15 protein-coding genes are annotated in these 17,490 nt (G+C 56.6%); 9 read left to right on the forward strand and 6 right to left on the reverse strand.

Annotated features, from left to right (window positions below; all coding sequences use genetic code 11):
- Positions 1-3 precede the first annotated feature (3 nt).
- From HVA01_RS10840 to nhaD, 4 genes are all read left to right on the forward strand, one after another.
- Positions 4-1,155 carry an FAD:protein FMN transferase gene (locus tag HVA01_RS10840; protein WP_146875435.1) on the forward strand — a complete coding sequence of 384 codons (1,152 nt, stop codon included), beginning with the start codon at positions 4-6 and terminating at the stop codon, positions 1,153-1,155.
- Between the two features lies 1 nt (position 1,156).
- On the forward strand, positions 1,157-2,536 hold the full coding sequence (glmU, locus tag HVA01_RS10845; RefSeq protein WP_146875436.1) for a bifunctional UDP-N-acetylglucosamine diphosphorylase/glucosamine-1-phosphate N-acetyltransferase GlmU: 1,380 nt from the start codon (positions 1,157-1,159) through the stop codon (positions 2,534-2,536).
- A gap of 67 nt (positions 2,537-2,603) precedes the next feature.
- Positions 2,604-4,430, forward strand: a complete 1,827-nt coding sequence (gene glmS, locus HVA01_RS10850) for a glutamine--fructose-6-phosphate transaminase (isomerizing) (protein ID WP_146875437.1) — start codon at positions 2,604-2,606, stop codon at positions 4,428-4,430.
- 157 nt (positions 4,431-4,587) lie between these two features.
- Positions 4,588-6,054 carry a sodium:proton antiporter NhaD gene (nhaD, locus tag HVA01_RS10855; protein ID WP_146875438.1) on the forward strand — a complete coding sequence of 489 codons (1,467 nt, stop codon included), beginning with the start codon at positions 4,588-4,590 and terminating at the stop codon, positions 6,052-6,054.
- A 182-nt stretch (positions 6,055-6,236) separates the two neighbouring features.
- On the opposite strand, the gene HVA01_RS10860 is transcribed toward nhaD, so the two are convergent.
- The 3 genes from HVA01_RS10860 to HVA01_RS10870 all read right to left on the reverse strand — a co-directional run bounded on the left by HVA01_RS10860 (position 6,237) and on the right by HVA01_RS10870 (position 8,998).
- The gene (locus HVA01_RS10860) at positions 6,237-6,836 is read right to left on the reverse strand and encodes a CBS domain-containing protein (RefSeq protein WP_170243507.1); all 600 of its coding nucleotides are present in this window, start codon (positions 6,834-6,836) and stop codon (positions 6,237-6,239) included.
- A 102-nt stretch (positions 6,837-6,938) separates the two neighbouring features.
- On the reverse strand, positions 6,939-8,321 hold the full coding sequence (locus tag HVA01_RS10865) for an ATP-binding protein (protein WP_146875439.1): 1,383 nt from the start codon (positions 8,319-8,321) through the stop codon (positions 6,939-6,941).
- The gene (locus HVA01_RS10870; protein WP_146875440.1) at positions 8,318-8,998 is read right to left on the reverse strand and encodes a response regulator; all 681 of its coding nucleotides are present in this window, start codon (positions 8,996-8,998) and stop codon (positions 8,318-8,320) included. Before HVA01_RS10870 ends, HVA01_RS10865 begins: the two co-directional genes overlap by 4 nt.
- 154 nt (positions 8,999-9,152) lie before the next feature.
- On the opposite strand from HVA01_RS10870, the gene HVA01_RS10875 reads away from it, so the two are divergent.
- Positions 9,153-10,079: a GNAT family N-acetyltransferase gene (locus HVA01_RS10875; RefSeq protein WP_146875441.1), complete on the forward strand. Its 927-nt coding sequence runs from the start codon at positions 9,153-9,155 to the stop codon at positions 10,077-10,079.
- 282 nt (positions 10,080-10,361) lie between these two features.
- Positions 10,362-11,225 (forward strand): c-type cytochrome, encoded by an 864-nt coding sequence (locus HVA01_RS10880; RefSeq protein WP_146875442.1) that lies wholly within the window; start codon positions 10,362-10,364, stop codon positions 11,223-11,225.
- Positions 11,226-11,378: 153 nt separating this feature from the next.
- On the opposite strand, the gene rep is transcribed toward HVA01_RS10880, so the two are convergent.
- Positions 11,379-13,448, reverse strand: a complete 2,070-nt coding sequence (gene rep / locus HVA01_RS10885; protein ID WP_146875443.1) for a DNA helicase Rep — start codon at positions 13,446-13,448, stop codon at positions 11,379-11,381.
- A 96-nt stretch (positions 13,449-13,544) separates the two neighbouring features.
- On the opposite strand from rep, the gene HVA01_RS10890 reads away from it, so the two are divergent.
- Positions 13,545-14,015, forward strand: coding sequence for a tRNA (cytidine(34)-2'-O)-methyltransferase (locus HVA01_RS10890; protein ID WP_146875444.1), 471 nt, complete (start codon positions 13,545-13,547; stop codon positions 14,013-14,015).
- On the opposite strand, the gene pyrE is transcribed toward HVA01_RS10890, so the two are convergent.
- Positions 14,016-14,681, reverse strand: a complete 666-nt coding sequence (pyrE, locus tag HVA01_RS10895) for an orotate phosphoribosyltransferase (RefSeq protein WP_146875445.1) — start codon at positions 14,679-14,681, stop codon at positions 14,016-14,018.
- 141 nt (positions 14,682-14,822) lie between these two features.
- Between pyrE and HVA01_RS10900 the strand changes: the two genes are divergently transcribed.
- Complete coding sequence (locus HVA01_RS10900; protein WP_088698281.1) at positions 14,823-15,590, forward strand: exodeoxyribonuclease III; 768 nt, start codon at positions 14,823-14,825, stop codon at positions 15,588-15,590.
- Between the two features lie 107 nt (positions 15,591-15,697).
- On the opposite strand, the gene rph is transcribed toward HVA01_RS10900, so the two are convergent.
- Positions 15,698-16,420, reverse strand: a complete 723-nt coding sequence (gene rph, locus HVA01_RS10905) for a ribonuclease PH (RefSeq protein ID WP_174787779.1) — start codon at positions 16,418-16,420, stop codon at positions 15,698-15,700.
- Between the two features lie 159 nt (positions 16,421-16,579).
- Here rph and HVA01_RS10910 point away from each other — a divergent pair, with 159 nt between their 5' ends.
- Positions 16,580-17,458 carry a YicC/YloC family endoribonuclease gene (locus HVA01_RS10910; RefSeq protein WP_146875447.1) on the forward strand — a complete coding sequence of 293 codons (879 nt, stop codon included), beginning with the start codon at positions 16,580-16,582 and terminating at the stop codon, positions 17,456-17,458.
- The last annotated feature ends 32 nt before the right edge of the window (positions 17,459-17,490 follow it).

Genomic DNA, 17,490 nt, shown 5'->3' on the forward strand with positions numbered 1-17,490 from the left:
ACTATGCAAAAGGCGGTGGGGTGCACGAGTAGGTGGATAAGCGGGCTGGTGGTTATAGCGCTGGTGTTAGTGGGCTGTTCAGAAAACGACCGACCATTGGAGGCGCCCGTCCGCTTTGAGGGCAATATTTTTGGCACCTTTTATCAGGTGACCATTATGGACCCGCTGACTCAAGGTGAGTCGCTTGAATTGGAAGAGGGGTTCAAAGCAGAGCTGGAAAGCGTTGATCAGGCGATGTCGACCTACCGGGATGACTCGGAGTTGATCGCCTTCAATGAAGCGCCGTTAAATGAGTGGCAGCCGCTGTCCAACGAGCTTATCGACGTGCTGGCGATTAGCCAGTCGGTGGCAGAAGCCAGCCACGGCGCTTTTGATATTACCGTGGGCGACCTGGTCAATTTATGGAGCTTCGGCCCCGGTGCGCGGCCTGAAACCGTTCCTTCCGACGACGCGCTGTCTGAGCAGCTTGCCCAGGTAGGCACTGATGCGTTAGAAGTCGACACCCAAAACATGCAGGCGCGGCGTACCCGCGATGTGTTTGTCGACCTTTCCGGCATTGCCAAAGGCCATGCCACCGACCGGGTAGCCGACTATTTGGATCAGCAGGGCATGGCGCACTACTTGGTCAATTTAGGCGGTGACCTGACCGCCCAAGGCCTGCGCAATGAAGATGAGCAGACGCCATGGCGGATTGGCATTGAGGTACCCGAAGACGGCCGACAGCGTGCCCAGCATGTTCTTCCGCTGGAGAGTATCTCGGTGGCCACCTCAGGCGACTACCGCCACTATTTTGACGTCGACGGTGAGCGCTTCTCGCATACCCTTGACCCACGCACGGGGCGGCCGGTGACACACCAGCTTGCGTCGGTGTCGGTGTTTCATCCTTCCAATGCCTGGGCGGACGCCTGGGCGACCGCGCTATTAGTGGTGGGCGAACAAGACGCGATGCAGATGGCCATTGAAAATAACCTGAATGTATTGATGCTAGTTCGCGAAGGTGGCGAATGGCGGAGTGTCGGTAGCCCTGAATTTGTGAATTATTTTGGTGAACCCTTGGTTAATGAGTTGGGCATTGAACGACTATCTGCTCCGGCGGCGACAAACCCAGCCGCTGCCCGTCCAGTGCCCGCTGATCAATCGGTAACAGGTGAATAACATGCAGGAACTGGATATTGTCATTCTCGCCGCGGGTAAAGGCTCGCGCATGCGTTCGCAAACCCCCAAGGTGCTGCATACCTTGGCCGGAAAGCCGATGGTGCAGCATGTGTTGGATACCGCCTCGGGGCTGCAGCCCGATCGCACGCACGTGGTGATTGGCCATGGCGCCGAGCAACTGCGCGCCGCGCTGGTCGACGAGGCCGTGCAGTTTGCCGTGCAGGCTGAGCAGAAGGGTACCGGGCACGCGGTAGCTCAAGCGCTTGAGCAACTGGGTAACGGCAACGTATTGATTCTCTATGCGGATGTACCCTTGTTGCAGCGTGACTCCCTGAGTACGCTGCTGGCCCACGTGGATGAGCAGCATATGGGGCTGCTAACGGTGACCCTGGAGGATCCCACTGGCTACGGTCGGATTGTCCGCAACGACGCCGGCGACGCGGTGGCCATTGTTGAGCAAAAAGATGCCAGCAGCGCCCAGCTGGCGATTACCGAATGCAATACCGGCATTATGGCCATGACCAGCGCCCAGCTAAAGCGCTGGTTGCCCCAGCTCTCCTCAGACAATGCCCAAGGTGAGTACTACCTGACCGATGTGATTGCCATGGCCGCCGCTGAAGGCACAACGGTGCGCACTGCCCAACCGACCAGCGCCGTTGAGGTGGAGGGCGTTAACAACCGCGCGCAAATGGCTCGCCTGGAACGCGCTTATCAGCACCAGTTGGCCGATAAGCTGATGGCGCAGGGGGTTGCCCTGGCTGACCCAGCGCGGCTGGATGTGCGCGGGCGCTTAACCTGCGGCCACGATGTGTTTATCGATGTGGGCTGCGTGTTTGAAGGCGAGGTTGAGCTAGGCGAGGGCGTGCATATTGGCCCTTACTGCGTGATTAAAAACACCACCATTGGCGCCGAAAGCGTGGTAGCCAGCCATAGCGTGATAGAGGGCGCCGTGGCAGCAGGCCTCAATCAGATTGGTCCCTTTGCGCGGCTGCGCCCGGGTACGCGGCTGGCAGTCAAAGCCAAGGTAGGCAATTTTGTTGAAACCAAGAATGCCGATGTGGGTGAAGGTAGCAAAATTAACCACTTAAGCTATGTGGGGGATGCGCGGTTAGGCCGCGATGTGAACGTGGGCGCCGGCACGATTACCTGCAATTACGACGGGGCGAACAAACACCATACGGAGATTGGTGATGATGTTTTTGTGGGTTCTAATTCGTCCCTGGTAGCGCCGGTCACGATAGGCAAAGGGGCCACCGTAGGGGCTGGTTCTACCATTGTGCAAGACGTTACCGACGACGCCCTGGCGGTGTCACGGAGCCGCCAGTTTGAAAAGAGTGATTGGCCGCGTCCCAGCAAACGGCAAGACCCTCATCATGGTTAAAATGACGGTGTCAACGCGATATCGTTTGGCTGATTGATAGCTTGGTTACTCATTTAGGAGATTGACTATGTGTGGCATCGTGGCCGCCGTTGCCCAGCGCAACGTCCAAGACATTTTATTAGAAGGGCTGAAACGCCTGGAGTATCGCGGCTACGATTCGGCTGGGATGACGGTGTTCAGCGACGGCGTATTAACCCGCCACCGCGCGCTGGGAAAGGTGGCGGCGCTTGCCGCACGGCTAGACGCAGCGGCGCTGCCGGGTTTTTCGGGCGTTGCCCACACTCGCTGGGCAACTCACGGTAAACCGTCTGAAGCCAACGCCCACCCTCATCACAGCAGCGATCAGGTTGCCGTGGTGCATAACGGCATTATCGAAAATTACGAGCGGATTAAAGACAACCTGCAAGGCAGTGGTTACGAATTTTATTCTCAAACCGACACCGAGGTGATCGCTCACTTAGTGGCAGAAAAGCAGGCCGAGGGGCTATCGCTTTTTGAAGCCACGCAGCAAATCGTTAACGGCCTGGGCGGCGCCTACGCGTTGGGGGTAATGTGTGCTGCCGAACCCGGTGTGGTGGTTGGCGCCCGCCAGGGCAGCCCGCTGGTGGTCGGTGTGGGTATTAATGAAGCCTTTTTAGCCTCTGACCCGCTAGCGCTGCTGCCGGTAACGGATCGCTTTATTTACCTTGAAGAGGGCGACCTGGTTGAGCTTCGCGAGCAGGGCGCCATTCGCATCGTGGATCGCCACGGCAACGGCGTTGAGCGTGCTATTGATACCTTTGAGCACGGCGATGGCGCGGCCAGTAAGGGCGAGTACCGCCACTATATGCTTAAGGAGATTTTCGAGCAGCCGAAGGTTATTGAGGCGGCATTAGAGGGGCGGCTGAGCGCTAATAGCGTGTTGGTCGAAAGCTTTGGTCCGGATGCCCAGGCGCTTTTCCAGCGCACTCGCCAAGTGCATATTATTGCCTGCGGCACCAGCTACCATGCCGGGCTGGTAGCGCGTTACTGGCTAGAGCGCTACGCCGGCGTACCGGTGCAGGTCGAGGTCGCCTCTGAATACCGCTACCGCCACCCGGTGGTGCCCGAAGGCACGCTGTTTGTCAGCCTTTCCCAGTCGGGGGAAACGGCCGACACGCTGGCCGCGCTGCGCTTTGCTAAAACCCTCGACTACATTGGCTCGCTGGCGATCTGCAATGTGCCCGGCAGCTCGCTGGTGCGGGAGTCGGACATCACGCTAATGACCCGTGCGGGTCCTGAAATTGGCGTCGCCTCCACTAAAGCCTTTACTACTCAGCTTGTAGCGCTAATGCTGCTGACGCTTTCCGTGAGTAAAGCAAAAGGTCAGGCCGAATACCCGGATATTATCGCTGCACTACGCACGCTGCCCGAGGTATGTCAGCGGGTGCTGGCGCTGGATCGTCAGATAGAAATACTTTCTCAGGCGTTTGCGGAAAAACATCATGCGCTTTTCTTGGGTCGCGGCGCCCACTATCCGATTGCTCTGGAAGGAGCGCTTAAGCTCAAAGAAATTTCGTATATTCACGCCGAGGCCTACCCGGCGGGCGAGCTGAAACATGGCCCGCTGGCGCTGGTTGACAGTGAAATGCCGGTGATTTCAGTCGCTCCCAACGATGACTTACTCGAAAAGCTGAAATCCAACCTCCAGGAAGTCCGTGCTCGCGGTGGTCAACTGTTTGTGTTTGCCGATGAGAGCGTGGGCATTAACGCCCAGGAAGACATTCGCGTGCTAACCCTGCCCCACGTTCACGAAGCCCTGGCCCCCTTGCTGTATACCCTGCCGCTACAGCTACTCAGCTACCACGTCGCTGTCCTCAAAGGTACCGATGTCGACCAGCCGCGTAACCTGGCCAAAAGCGTCACGGTAGAGTGATTAATACGGCAATCCCCCGAGTATTAGTTAACTCATAAAACGCTTTACAAGATGCGGCAATAAGTCGCATCTTATGATCAACCGTTGCGTTGCAGCATGTCGTTAGGGTGCTTATTATCGTGACGGTCTTTCTCCCTCCTGATTGGATAATATCGCCATGAAACCACCAAACGTCCTCGCAACTCGGCTTCACGCTAGCCGAGTCGCTTGGCTGTTGCTCGCCTGTGCGCTGTTGATTTTTCCTTCTCTAGCCTATGCCGCCGCCGGGCCCCTTGACCTTACCCTCTCGATTGCCGGTATCTCTTCTGTCGTGATCTTCGTGCTCGCCTATGCGTTGGTGATGAGTGAAGAGCTACTGCATATGCGTAAGTCAAAGCCCGTGCTGGTCGCCGCAGGGCTTATCTGGGCGATCGTTGCGTGGGTCTATGTACAAGCGGGAATGCCGGAAGAGGCGGAAACCGCCTTCCGCGAAACACTGCTTGAATACGCCGAGCTGCTGCTGTTTTTGCTGGTCGCGATGACCTATATCAATGCCATGGAAGAGCGCCGCGTGTTTGACGCACTGCGCTCGTGGCTCGTGCGTAAAGGTTTTAGCTACCGCAGCCTGTTCTGGATTACCGGGGTGATGGCGTTTGGTATTTCGGCGATCGCCAATAATATGACCACTGCCATGCTGATGTGTGCCGTGGTGCTCAAAGTAGCCGAGGGGGATAATAAATTCATCAGCCTTTGCTGCGTCAACGTAGTGGTGGCCTCTAACGCGGGCGGTGCCTTTAGTCCGTTTGGCGATATCACTACGCTAATGGTATGGCAGGCGGGCCAGGTGCCGTTTGAGGGTTTCTTCGCGCTGTTACTTCCTGCGGTGGTTAATTTCATGGTGCCTGCGGTGATCATGAATTTCTTTATTGCCAATCGTCAGCCCGCCTCGCTCAAAGAGAACGTCTGGCTCAAGCGTGGGGCGCGACGGATTATCGTGCTGTTTTTGATCACTGTGGCCATTTCGGTACTGTGCCACTCCGTGCTGCATTTACCGCCTGCCATGGGCATGATGTTTGGTTTAGGTCTATTGCAATTCTTTGGCTACTATCTGCGTCGTAGCCTGCCGCGCTCGCTTGAACGCAAGCGGGAGCGCTATTCGCGCCGCGGCGACTGGAAGAAGCTTGAGCAGCTGGGGAGCGTGGTACCGTTTGATATTTTCAGCCGTATTGCGCGCTCCGAGTGGGACACGCTGCTGTTCTTCTACGGGGTCGTTATGTGCGTGGGTGGCCTGGGCTTTATGGGCTATCTTAGCCTGCTTTCTGAAACGCTTTACGGCAGTTGGAACCCGGTGTGGGCCAACGTGGTGCTGGGGCTTATCTCGGCAGTGGTGGATAATATCCCGGTGATGTTTGCGGTGCTGTCCATGGCGCCGGATATGTCCGAGGGTAACTGGCTATTGATTACCCTAACCGCCGGTGTGGGGGGCAGCTTGCTCTCAATGGGCTCAGCAGCGGGTGTTGCCCTGATGGGGCAGGCGCGCGGTATCTATACCTTTGCCGTTCACCTACGCTGGATGCCAGCCATTTTATTGGGCTACGCGGCCAGTATTGCGGCGCACCTATGGATTAACGGGGCACTGTTTTAAGGCTCTTTGTCACTCAGTGTGGAATTAACTCTGCCAGCCTGATGGTAGCTCCCGTGGGAGGGAGCTTCAGCTCGCGAATGTTTTAAACGCTATTTTTAAGCACCGTATAGCCAACTGAAATACCCCTCACTGAGTTATCAATGAGGGGTATTTCTACTGTGTAGGTAAATAAAGCGTAACGACTATAAGTCGTGGCCTGTGATGACCTGGCAAATTTCCGCAAAGCTCTTTGCCATAGGCACCGGATTAATCTCTACACCCACGGCATTTTGTATATCGCTGGCGGAAATCAGCCCGCGAATGCTGAGTGCCTGATGAGCATTTTGCTCGGTAATTAATAGATGCTGATCGGTAAGCGTCTCCATCGATAGTACCAAGTCTTCAATCGTCAGTGACTTCAGCTGCGCAATAGGCATGGCACTGAGCTTGTGCCACGGAGTCATAATCATTTCAGCGCGGACCTCTTCGCGACTGAGGTCACGTTTTTGCATGGCAAGGTTAATTCGCCGCGAGCCAATCACCTCTTTTGAGGTAATGACGCCAATACAGTGTGCCTGGCTATCCATCACGAACAGCAGCCGTACCCCGCCGTGGCGCATCTTCAGGTGTGCCTCGTCGATGGGGGTATCGGCACCAATGGATTGAGGCGTCACCTGAGAGAAGTCGGTGAGAACGCTCATCGCAGGGCTGGACGGCGATAGCCGCTTCGCTGCAGGTTGCGTCAATAGGGGAGCTGAGCCTAATTGGATCAAAGGCTTTGGGGGAAATACAACTTGGTTCATCAGGGACCTCCATGTGGAGAAAAAGGCGAACCGTGGGTATCTGGTTCACCGTACAGCTCCACAGTTGCAGGTAATTCTTATCGCAACCTTAAGAACCCATCATCATGACACCGTTGAGGGCAGGCGCACCTTCACGCGTAAGCCTCCGTTGGGCGCATCGTCAAGCTCCAACGCGCCACCATGGCGCATCACAAGCCGCTCAACGATAGACAGGCCTAACCCTGAGCCCGCGCTCGGGCCCGCGCGTTGAAAGCGCTCAACGACTTTTTTACGTTCATCGAACGGTATGCCAGGGCCCTGGTCATCGACGATCAACTCAAACCCCTGTGCCGTCGCTGCCAGCGTAATGCTGATCGCGCTTTGCTCGGGGGAGTGCTGCATCGCGTTGCCGACCAAATTTTGTATCAAGGTTTCAATGGTGCCGGGTTCTTCCGGCATTGACCAAGCCGTGTGCTCATCGGCGTCTAGTACCAGCTGTTGGTCGCGTTCTGCCGCCAACGGCGACAGTTTAGCCAGACTTTCACGTACTTCGTTGAGTAAGTGAGTGCGGCGGTAGTCGGGCAGTGCGTCTTCTTCGGGGTCCAAGCGAGCGAGCGTCAGTAGCTGGGTAACCAGGCGTGTCGAGCGGGCAACGCCACTGCGCAGATGGCCTAATGCTTCCTGGCGATCCTCGGTATTATCGGCGGTCAGGGCATTTTGCGCGTGTAAATCAAGCACTGCCAAGGGGGTGCGCAGCTCATGGGCGGCATCGGCGATAAAGCGCTTTTCGCGCACGCGCATTATACGGATTCGCTCTAACAGCCGGTTAAGCGCCCCGGCGATAGTGGCCAACTCATGGGGCAGGGGGCCAAGCGTCAGCGGCTGTAAGTTATGCGGGTCGCGATTACGAATCTGCTCGGCCATGCGCAACAGCGGGGTCAAGCCCCAGCCAATCGACCACCATAGCAGCGCGGTGAGCAGGGGGAGACCGACCAGGTCGGGCATCAGCGTGCGCAGCGCCACCGTCTTGATGATGGCTCCGCGCACATCTTCACGTTCGCTGACCACGATTCGCTGGTGGGTGTTCGCCACTTCCATGACATACATACGCCAATCGTAGTCGCCAATATGCTGGCTGGTGAAACCGGTGGGATACGCTGCCAAGGGCGCGTCGGGAGCACCGCTGGAACGCGCCAGCAAACGATCCTCTTCCCACACCTGGAAGGTCAACCTGCTTTCATAAGGATGCCTAGCCAAGCGCGTATTAGCTACTTCAGCACGTTCCAAGGCGTTTTCCAGGCTGTCGAGCAGCGTGTCGCGATAGGCGTCGGGCAATGAGGTCTGCAGTAAGCTCTCCAATAAACGCGCGTTTTGGATCAGGCTGGCATCGTGTAGTGCTTCGATTTCATAGGCGGCGTAGCGGTAGCTGATAAACCCAATCACCAGCATACTCAAACCAAACACCAGCAGCGCCAGGCCCAGCGTGCGTCGACGAATAGACGTCATGAGCACCCGTCCTGGTCGGTTTTGTCCATGACATAACCGATGCCACGCAGAGTACGAATAAGATGAGGGAAAAATTTGCGGCGCAGATGATGAACATGCACCTCAATAGCGTTACTTTCCACGTCTTCATCCCAGCCGTACACCAAGCGCGTGAGCGTATCGCGGGTGAATACCCGCCCTGGGTGGCTCATAAACTCTTGCAGGAGGGTCAATTCCCGACGCGACAATGCCACGGCTTGACCTTGGTAGCTGACACGCATGGTCAATGGGTCAAGTCGAATACCACGGCACTCCAGTGCACTGTTAACCTGGCCATTGCTTCGCCGTAGCAGGGCGCGCAGGCGGGCTTTTAACTCGGCGACTTCAAACGGCTTGGTGAGATAGTCGTCGGCGCCGGCATCCAACCCGGCAATGCGGTCATCGACGGCATCCCGGGCGGTCAAGACTAACACCGGCACGCGATTACCTTGGCGGCGAACGGCTTCAAGCATTTGCATGCCATCCATGCGAGGTAAACCCAGATCGAGAATAACCGCATCGAAGGGTTCGCCTTCTTTTAACGCCGCCAGCGCACTGACGCCATCGCTAAGATGATCCACCGTGTAATGCTCGGGCTTTAGCGCCAAGCGAATACCTGAGGCCAAACTAGGGTCGTCTTCTATCAATAATATACGCATGGCCGGGCCTCCTCTAAAACAACCACCGCCACTAAACACTGAAAAGGCTGGCGTGGAAAGGCGCGTACCGTCAGGATAACGGTTATAGGCTGTGCGATAATAACCTAGCACGCTTTCTCACTGTTTCGGCAGTCCGGCCTTTGGTTGAATCCCCATGCAGCATCAGCACGTCTCAAGCGTTGTATGCGCTACCCCTTGTCCACCGTTACGGCGGCGTGATGCGCTATTACAGCTAGCGGCAGCCCACGACCCTGCTATGCAACAAGCGCTCAGCACGGCGCTAAAGCCGATGGCGGATGCGACAGACGACGCGTGGCAGGGGCTCTGGGTAACTCAGCAGGCGGGCCAGCTAACCGGCGCTATCTGGGTGCAGCGCTTGCCCATGAAGTTTGCGCAGCTATGGTTACCGAAAGCCGAAGGGCCGAAGGTTGATACCCTGTTACGTGCGGCCCACCAGTGGGTAAAAAAGCAAGATATTCGACTCTGCCATGTGGTGCTTTCACCAGAGGCTACTTTTTCCGAGACCGTTCTGCTCGACCACGGGATGCAACGGTTGGCCTGTTTGCAGCATTTAATCGGCAGCAGCGACCAGCGGTTGTGGGTAAAACAACCAGCGTCATTGTCATTAATGGCGTTTAACGAGCTTTCCAACGCAGAACAGCTTGCCCTATTGGCAGCGGTGGGACACGATTCGTTAGATAGCCGCGCCCTGCGCGAGATACTCTCGGTACAAGAATTATTAGCGGGTTTTTACCAACAGGACCCGCAGGCACCGCAGCATTGGTACGCGGTTGGCTATCGAGGGGTTATCGTGGGCGTACTGTTGTTGGCGCCCCATGCCGCGACAGGCCGGTGGGAGTTAATGCTAATGGGGCTGAAGCCTGAATGGCGGGGGCAAGGTTTGGGCCGTGCGCTATTGAATAAAGCCCTGTACCTTGCCCAGCAAGCAGGGGCGAGGGAGGTCACGCTAGCGGTGGACGCGGTCAATTTACCCGCCAAGCGGCTGTATCAGCAGGCAGGTTTTATGCGCTATACGCAGCAGCGTTTATTCGCCTGGAAAGGCAATGCTGATAGGCGCTAATCACCAAAATAAGACGACAATAGCCGTCAACGGTTGAATAGCCGCGTTTAGTAGCATTTTCTTGCGCTTTGCGTTGCCGGTATACTAGTTCTATACGCACGTCTTAGCGGTGCATCGTCACTAGTGGCGCTACCGCATAGGGTTTGAGACCGTAGTTGAAACTGTAGTTGAGACCGTAGTTGAGACAGTAGCTAAGACCGCAGCTAAGACCGCAGCTAAGACCGTAGCTGAGACAGAGGTTGAGAAAAAACGTTTTATGACAATACTCAAGAGGTGGTGAGAGTGAAAGCTAAGCTGATCATGAGCGGGCTGGCGGCCCTCGGCTTCATGGCGGGCACATCGAGTGTTTATGCCCAAGATGACGCTGCACGTGATGCGATTGCCGAGCGTTTGGCGCCGGTAGGGCAACTCTGTTTACAAGGCCAAGACTGTGGCACGGCTGCTGCGCCGGCTAGCGATAGCAGTAGCAGCGGCGGTGATATCGACGCCGAGGGCATCTACGGCAACGTATGTAGCGCCTGCCACGAATCAGGCGCCGCGGGTGCGCCCATTCGTGGTGATGAAGAAGCCTGGGCTGAGCGTACTGAGCAAGGTTTTGCCATGCTGCTAGACCACGCTATTAATGGTATCGGCGCCATGCCTGCTCGTGGTGGCAACCCCAACCTTTCCGATGAGGAGATGGAGGCAGCGGTTGCCTATATGGTCGAGCCCGTGATGGACGTGCCTGAATTAGACGGTGGCGATGAAGCTGCTTCTGAAGCGTCAGCGACCGAAGAGGGAGCTGCTGAAGACACCGCTGCTACTGAAGAGGAAGCCGCAACAGAAGAAATGGCGGCTAACGGCGATGCGGCGAGTGGCGAAGAAGAAGCCGCGGCCAGCGAAGAAGCCAGTGGTGGCAGCGGCTTAGACGGCGAAGCGCTTTATGCAAGCTCTGGCTGTGCCGCCTGCCATGATAGCGGTGCTGCTGGTGCTCCAGTGAAGGGCGATTCAGACGCCTGGGCGGCGCGTTTAGAAAAGGGTGCGGATGCGCTTTATGCCAGCGCCATTAATGGCATTGGTGCCATGCCGGCTAAAGGCGGCAACCCCAACCTTTCTGATGAAAAAGTGATGGCTATAGTCGATTATATGATGGCGGAAGCCCAGTAACGGCACACAGCACAGCAGGCTCATCGCTTAGCTATCTTATCCACAGGGTGTTTTCGTCACCGCCCTGTGGATATTCTTTTGTATAAGCTCGGTTTTTAAAGCTCGGTTTTTAAAGCCCAGCTTTAAGTTTTCCGCTTTATAAACCCTGCTTGATCACCCCAGCAGCGAACGTAGCCCGGCAATGGCGTCTTTGCCGCGGGCCTGCTTTTTCTCTGGGTCTTCTTTATCCGCGCGACCTTCCCACTCTAAATCCTCTCCAGGCAACTCGTCTAAAAAGCGGCTAGGCGCACAGTCCATTAACTCGCCGTAGGCTTTACGCTGGCGGGCAAGGGTCAATGTGAGCGTGCGCCGCGCCCGGGTAATGCCTACATAGGCCAACCGCCGCTCCTCCTCCACGGTGCCTACCTCAATGGCGTTACGATGGGGCAGCAGGTCTTCCTCTAAGCCCATCAAATAGACATGCGGAAACTCCAGGCCTTTTGAGGCGTGCATGGTGAGCAGCTGCACGCGGTCGGAGTCATCCTCTTCCGCCTGCTGCTCCAGGATATCGCGCAGCACCAGGCGTGAAATGGCCGCTTCCACGCCGTCGGTTTCGGTCTCAGTGGAGGCAGTATCGTCTTCCGGGTCGCGGTTAAGCGACTTTTCCAACTGATCGATCAAGATCCACACATTGGCCATGCGCCGTTCGGCGACGGTGGGCGCGCTGGCGTTTTGATACAGCCACGCCTCGTAATCCATATCCCGCAGCATGTCGCGAATGGCGGCAATGGCATCGCCTTGATCCATGCGCTTACGCACGCCGTCGAGAAAGTGGGTAAAGCGCGATAGCCGCTCCACGGCCCGAGTCGGCAGCACCTGCTCCAACCCCAGTTCATGGCAGGCGGCAAACAGCGAAATCGAGCGCTCGGTGGCGTAGTTGGCAAGTTTCTCTACGGTGCCAGGGCCCACTTCGCGGCGCGGCACGTTCACAATGCGCAAAAAAGCGTTGTCGTCGGCGGGGTTAATCAGCAGGCGCAGGTAGGCCATGGTGTCTTTAATCTCGTTGCGCGAGAAAAACGACTTACCACCGGAGAGCTTGTAAGGAATTTGGTAGTGCTGCAGCTTAAGCTCCAACAGCCGCGCCTGGAAGTTGCCGCGATAAAGCACCGCAAAGTCGCGCCACTCGGCCTTCTCCTTGATGCGCCGGGTAAGCATTTCGCTGGCAACCCGCTCAGACTCGGCCTCTTCATGGCGATTCACGATCACCCGAATAGCCGCGCCGTCGCCCATATCGGACCACAGGGTCTTCTCATAAACGTGGGGGTTATTGGCGATCAGCGTGTTGGCGGCGCGCAGTATGGTGGCGGTAGAGCGGTAGTTCTGCTCCAGCTTGATCACTTTCAGGCGCGGGAAATCTTCCCCCAGGGTAATCAGGTTTTCAGGCCGTGCGCCACGCCAGGCGTAAATCGACTGGTCATCATCGCCCACCACGGTAAAGGTTGAGCGCTCCGCCATTAAAAGTTTCACCAGCAGGTACTGGGAGACGTTGGTGTCCTGGTACTCATCCACCAGCATGTAGTGGATTTTGCGCCGCCAGCGCTCTAGCGCTTCCGGGTCGCGCTGTAGCAGCACCACCGGCAGCAGAATCAGATCGTCAAAATCCACCGCGTTGTAGGCTTTTAAATGGCGCACGTAGGCTTCATACACCCTTGCCGCAAAATGCTCATCGTCGTCCGCGGCAAACGACAGCGCGTCGCTGGGCAGCACTAAATCGTTCTTCCAGGTTGAAATTTTGCTCTGTACGGCGTTGATCTGCTCGGCATCTACCTGGGCGTCTTTGTTCATCAAATCGCGCAGCAGCGCCTTGGCGTCTTCCGGGTCAAACAGCGAAAAACCCGGCTTGTAGCCGAGGGTTTTCAGCTCGCTGCGAATAATATTCAGCCCCAGGGTGTGGAAGGTGGAGACCGTCAGCCCATGGCCCTCTTTGCCGTGGAGCATCTGGCCCACGCGCTCTTTCATCTCCCGGGCGGCTTTGTTGGTAAACGTTACCGCCGCAATCTTACGAGCGCTCATGCCACATTCCTGCACCAAATAGGCAATTTTGGTGGTGATCACGCTGGTTTTCCCCGACCCTGCACCCGCCAACACCAGGCAAGGGCCATCGATATAACGCACCGCTTCTTGCTGGCGCGGGTTGAGCCCTTTAATACGGCTAAGAATGCTCTTGGGCGTGGCAGGCGTCATGGCGTGGGTGATCCTCTGCGAGAGTTGCTGGGCGATTTCGATTACAATCGGCGGCGCTTGGTCAATGCATAATGGGCAAACAATAGGCAGGTGGCGATGTTTGAAGTAGCGCTTTTTGAACCGCGTATGGCGCCCAATACGGGTAATATCATGCGCTTGGTCGCCAATAATGGCTGCCGATTGCATCTGATTGAGCCGCTGGGCTTCGATCTGGAAGAGAAAAAACTGCGCCGCGCCGGGCTGGATTATCGTGATCTCGACAACGTCACTCGCCATGCGGACTTTAATGCCTTTCAGCAGGCGATGCAGGGGCGGCGCATTTGGGCGATCACTACCAAAGGTACGCGCAGCTACAGCGAAGCCGACTTTACCCCTGGCGATGTGCTGCTATTCGGCTCGGAAACCGGCGGGCTTTCTGCCCAGGTGCACGAAGCGCTGACCGCTGAGCACAAGCTGCGTCTGCCCATGCAGCCTAATAACCGTAGCCTGAACCTCTCCAACGCCGTGGCTATTGTGAGCTACGAGGCGTGGCGCCAGCAAGGGTTTGCTGGCGCAGGATCGCTCTGATCAGTGGGCGATCCCATAGCGGTCTCGATACGCCCTAATGGCTTCGGCGTAGGCGATCATCTCGCCACCGGCGTGTTCTTCCAGGTAAGTAAGCACTTGCTCTAAAGTGACAATGCTGACGACTGGCATAGCGTACTGGGCCTGCACTTCCTGAATGGCACTCTGCTCGCCCTGGCCGCGCTCCTGGCGATCTAGCGCGATAATGACCCCAGCGGCGCGGGCACCGCTCTGCTCAATCAGTGTCATCACTTCGCGAATCGCGGTGCCCGCGGTAATCACGTCGTCAATAATCAAAATATCGCCCGAAAGCGCAGCGCCTACGATGTTACCGCCTTCGCCGTGGGTTTTGGCCTCTTTGCGATTAAAAGCGTAGGGCATATCGTGGTCGTGATGATCGGCTAGGGCCGCCGCCGTCACCGCTGCCAGCGGAATGCCCTTGTACGCCGGGCCAAACAGTACATCGGCATTTAAGCCGCTATCGACAATCGCCTGGGCGTAAAAGCGTCCCAGCTTGGCTAACGCCCGGCCGGTTTGAAACAGCCCGGCGTTGAAAAAGTAAGGGCTAACACGACCGGATTTAAGCGTAAACTCGCCAAACTTAAGCACACCTTGCTCAATGGCAAAGGCAATGAAGTCGCGCTGGTAGGGTTGTAGAGTGGTGGCCACGGCATTCCTCACTAGGCGGTAGATTTAAATCGGCACGAAAGCAACAATAAAAGTAGGGTAAAGGGCAAGTTTTAGCGGCTGCCTTTACCCAAACGTCTAAAGGTCGGGTATCATACAGCAGCGACGCAAAAGGGACGATTTATGAAAATTGCCAGCATCAATGTCAATGGTATTCGTGATGCCGTCGATCGTGGCTTCCTGGACTGGCTGGCTCAGCAGGACGTCGACGTAGTCTGCGTGCAGAACATCAAGGCAAAAAGTTTTGAACTGGGTGACCACATTCTGTACCCGGAAGGCTATGAAGGCTACTTCCTGGATGCCGAAGAGGATGGTTTCTCCGGTGTGGCACTCTATTGCCGCAAAATTCCCAAGGCGATTATGTATGGCCTCGGGTTTCCTCAGTGCGATCATGAAGGACGTTTTCTGCAGGCGGATTATGAACGCTTCAGTATTGTCTCCTTCCTGATGCCGGATGGAAGTGACCAAAAAGCTAAACAGTCATTTATGGAGCAGTACCAAGAGTACCTGACCAAGATGTCGCGCAAACGCCGCGAATACATCCTCTGCGGTACCTGGCATATTGCCCATAAAACCGTCGATTTGGCTAACTGGTCGGACAACCAGCTCACGTCGGGTTTTCGCCCGGAAGAACGTGCCTGGATGGACCAGGTGCTTGGCCCCACCGGCTTTATCGACACCTTCCGCGAAATTAACCGCGATGCGGGTGAATATACCTGGTGGCCGAAGCTTGACCAAGACGTGCCCCGTGAGCGCCAGGAAGGCTGGCGGATCGACTATCAATTAGTCGGCCCCAACTTCCGCCGCCACGTGGTCGACGCGTGGATCGATTACGATGCGACCTTCTCCGAGTTCGCACCGCTAATCGTTGAGTACGACCTGGCGCTTTAGGCACTAGGCAACGCACTTTTCCCGCGTCGCCGTCTCGTCAGTAGTGGTAATAAGCAATAAGCCGACCCACAAGGGTCGGCTTATTGCGTTGTGGCGCGCGTTCGCGTTTAGCCACGAATACCCAGCGCTTCGCGCTGATGGTCGCGTAGTTCGTCACCCGCTTTCTCGGCTAAATCGAGCATGGCGTTTAGCTCGGCGCGGCTGAACGGGCTCGCCTCGGCGGTGCCCTGCACTTCGATGAGTTCGCCGCTTTCGGTCATTACCACGTTTAGGTCGGTATCGGCTTTGCTGTCTTCTGGGTAGTCCAGATCCAGCACCGGCATGCCTTTATAAATGCCGACGGAAATCGCGCTGACCAACTGCTTGAACGGGTCGCCTTTAATCTTTTTCTCGCGCTGCAGATAACGGACGGCATCAATGAGTGCCACGCAGCCACCGGTAATTGCCGCGGTGCGCGTACCGCCATCCGCCTGGATGACATCACAATCCACGGTAATGGTGAACTCACCCAGCTTCTTAAGATCCATCGCGGCGCGCAGGCTGCGACCAATCAAGCGCTGAATTTCCAGCGTGCGGCCGCCCTGTTTGCCCTGAGTCGCTTCGCGGTTGCTGCGCGAATGCGTCGCCCGGGGCAGCATGCCGTACTCAGCGGTGACCCAACCCTGATTTTTGCCACGCAGCCAGCGCGGCACAGTGGCTTCTACGCTGGCATTACACAGCACTTTGGTATCGCCAAACTCCACCAGTACCGAGCCTTCCGCATGGCGGGTGTAGTCGCGGGTTATGCGGATGTCGCGGAGCTGGTCGGCCTCGCGACCGCTGGGGCGCACAACATCAGGACGCTTAGCACTGCTCACAAATAGTACCTCTCAATAAACGTGTCACTAGGAAAAGCCGTCCATTGTACACGTCTAGGAGTACGCTTATTGGCCTATCGGGTAGACTGGCTATCATGTGTTATGAACCGTTATTGACTAATAGGATGGACCATGGCCGTTTCCAATCGCGTACACAGCATGACCGCCTTCGCCCGCACCGAGCAGGCCGCCTCTTTCGGCACCTTGCAGGTGGAAATTCGCTCGGTGAATCAGCGCTATTTAGAACCGCATTTTCGCCTGCCTGATAGTCTACGTGATCTGGAACCTGTGCTGCGCGAAATGCTGCGCACCCGTTTGGCGCGGGGCAAGGTCGAGTGCAGCGTACGGTTTGAAAGCGCCGAAACCGTCCAAGCCCCCGCCATTAACAGCGCGCGGCTAACCGCTATTAGCGAGGCACTCGCCATTATCCAGCATCAGGTGCCTAGCGCCGTGGCGCCGACAACCTTAGAGCTACTCAACCAACCCGGTGTAATGGAGACTCAGCACCTCGACCAAGCCGCCATTAAAGCCGCCGCCAAAGCGTTGTTTGACCAAGGGTTAGATGAGCTGATTGACGCCCGCGCCCGTGAAGGCGATAAACTCGCCGAGATGATCACCACTCGCCTAACCGCTGTGAGCGAGCAGGTGGCTACCGTGCGCGGCCTGCTGCCGCAGATTTTAGAGCGCCAGCGCGCCCAGCTTTTGGAGCGCCTTGAGATCGCCAAAACCGAACTCGACCCCCAACGCCTGGAAGCCGAACTGGTACTGGTGGCGCAAAAAGCCGACGTGGATGAAGAGCTGGATCGCCTAACGGCGCATATCGAAGAAGTAAGCCACCAGCTCGCCCAGAAAGGTCCCAAAGGCCGCCGCCTGGATTTCCTTATGCAGGAGCTCAATCGGGAAGCTAACACGCTTTCTTCAAAATCGGTGGTTGCTGAAACAACCCGCTGCGCGGTGGAGTTGAAGGTATTAATCGAGCAGATGAGGGAACAGATTCAGAATATTGAGTGATAAAAAATGAAACTATATTTTTTAGATATACT

Source organism: Halovibrio variabilis (assembly GCF_007991175.1).
Taxonomy (GTDB): domain Bacteria; phylum Pseudomonadota; class Gammaproteobacteria; order Pseudomonadales; family Halomonadaceae; genus Vreelandella; species Vreelandella variabilis.